This is a genomic window from Bradyrhizobium sp. P5_C11_2, assembly GCF_054049755.1.
Genome location: NZ_JBFULT010000996.1, coordinates 1 through 1388 on the forward strand (window position 1 = coordinate 1; position 1388 = coordinate 1388).

Genomic DNA, 1388 nt, shown 5'->3' on the forward strand with positions numbered 1-1388 from the left:
CCCATGCGCCATCATCGAGAGCAGGTCGCTCTTCGGCGGCTGCTCGATGCGCTCCTTCCAGAGGCGCGCGAAATAGCCGGCGCATTCCGTCAATTCGGCCTGCCGCTCGTCTTCGGTGGCGACGAGGCCGTCGGGACCGGGAATGGTGGTGGCGATGTCCGACCAGCGCGTCAACTTGCGGCGGTCCTCCCAGGGGAAATCGAACAGCACCGCGAGCATCTGCGTGGTGAGCTCGATCGAGACGCGATCGACCCAGTCGAACACTTCGCCGCGCGGCAGGTTGTCCAGGCACTCGGCCGAGCGCTCGCGGATGCTGAGCGCGAGATTGTCCAGATGCGTCGGCGTGAACATCGGCGCCACGGTCTTGCGTTGCGCCGCGTGGCGCGGCGGGTCCATCGAGATGAAGCTCTCGCGGCGCAGGTCGGGATCGATGTCGCGGATGGTGATGCCGCCGAGCGCGGAGGCCGAGGAGAACACCGAATGGTTGGTCTCGATCTCCATGATGTCGTTGTAGCGCGTCACCGACCAGTACGGCCCGAACATCGAGTCCTTGCAATAGTGCACGGGATCTTCCCGGCGCAGGCGATCGAAATAGGGCCAGAACGTATCGGTCCTGAACAATTCGGGATCGCCCGGATCGAACTGTTCAAGCGGCAGTGATGAGGCGCGCGCGCGCAATGCGTCGAGCTTTGCCGCGCTTTCGATGGTCCCGTGCATGACCGCTCTCCCTGACGTGAACCGCGCGCTTTTTTATGAATTCTGCGCTGCGGTATTTGATTTGCAATTACAACCCGTTGTCTGCGCCGGAGCAAGGGAGAGTTTTGCCACATCCAACCTTTGCGAGAGGTAGGGGGCGTAGGTGCGTAGCCCGGATGGAGCGAAGCGCAATCCGGGATTCGGGCCGCCATTGGCGCTGTCCCGGATTGCGCGGAGCCTGTCATCGGGCGGCGCTTCGCGCCGACCCGTTGGCTCCATCCGGGTTACGAAGCGTGACCTGTCGCACGCCGCTCGACCTGAAATCATGCCAGAAATCGCTCGAAACCGAGGGAAAATCGAACCCGGCGATCTTGGGGATCGACCAACCTCTGATCTATAGTTTGAGCGGACCAGGTCCGCATCCCGAGGTTGCTGCCGTGAACGATTTGCAATGGGCTCCTATCGGCCCGCCCCAACCAGTACCGCCGCCGCTGCCGCCCACGCGGGTCGACTTCTCCGGTGACCGCAGCGAGTTCCGCAAGATGGTCACCAAGGGGGCCATGCTCGAGCTGGTCACCTTCGGCTTCTACCGCTTCTGGCTGGTGACCGACATCCGCCGTCATCTCTGGTCGAACACCGCGATCGACGGCGATGCCGCCGAATATACCGGGCGCGGCAAGGAGCTCCTGATC

The 1388-nt window shown here is 63.3% G+C and carries 1 protein-coding gene and 1 pseudogene; one reads left to right on the forward strand and one right to left on the reverse strand.

Annotation, left to right across the window (positions count from 1 at the left end; genetic code table 11):
• Nucleotides 1-717 (reverse strand): annotated as a pseudogene (locus ACXJL8_RS41040) (cytochrome P450); the annotation flags it as partial.
• Between the two features lie 155 nt (nucleotides 718-872).
• On the opposite strand from ACXJL8_RS41040, the gene ACXJL8_RS41045 reads away from it, so the two are divergent.
• Nucleotides 873-1388, forward strand: a 516-nt coding sequence (locus ACXJL8_RS41045; RefSeq protein WP_456687040.1) for a DUF898 family protein, incomplete at its 3' end; no start/stop codon positions are given.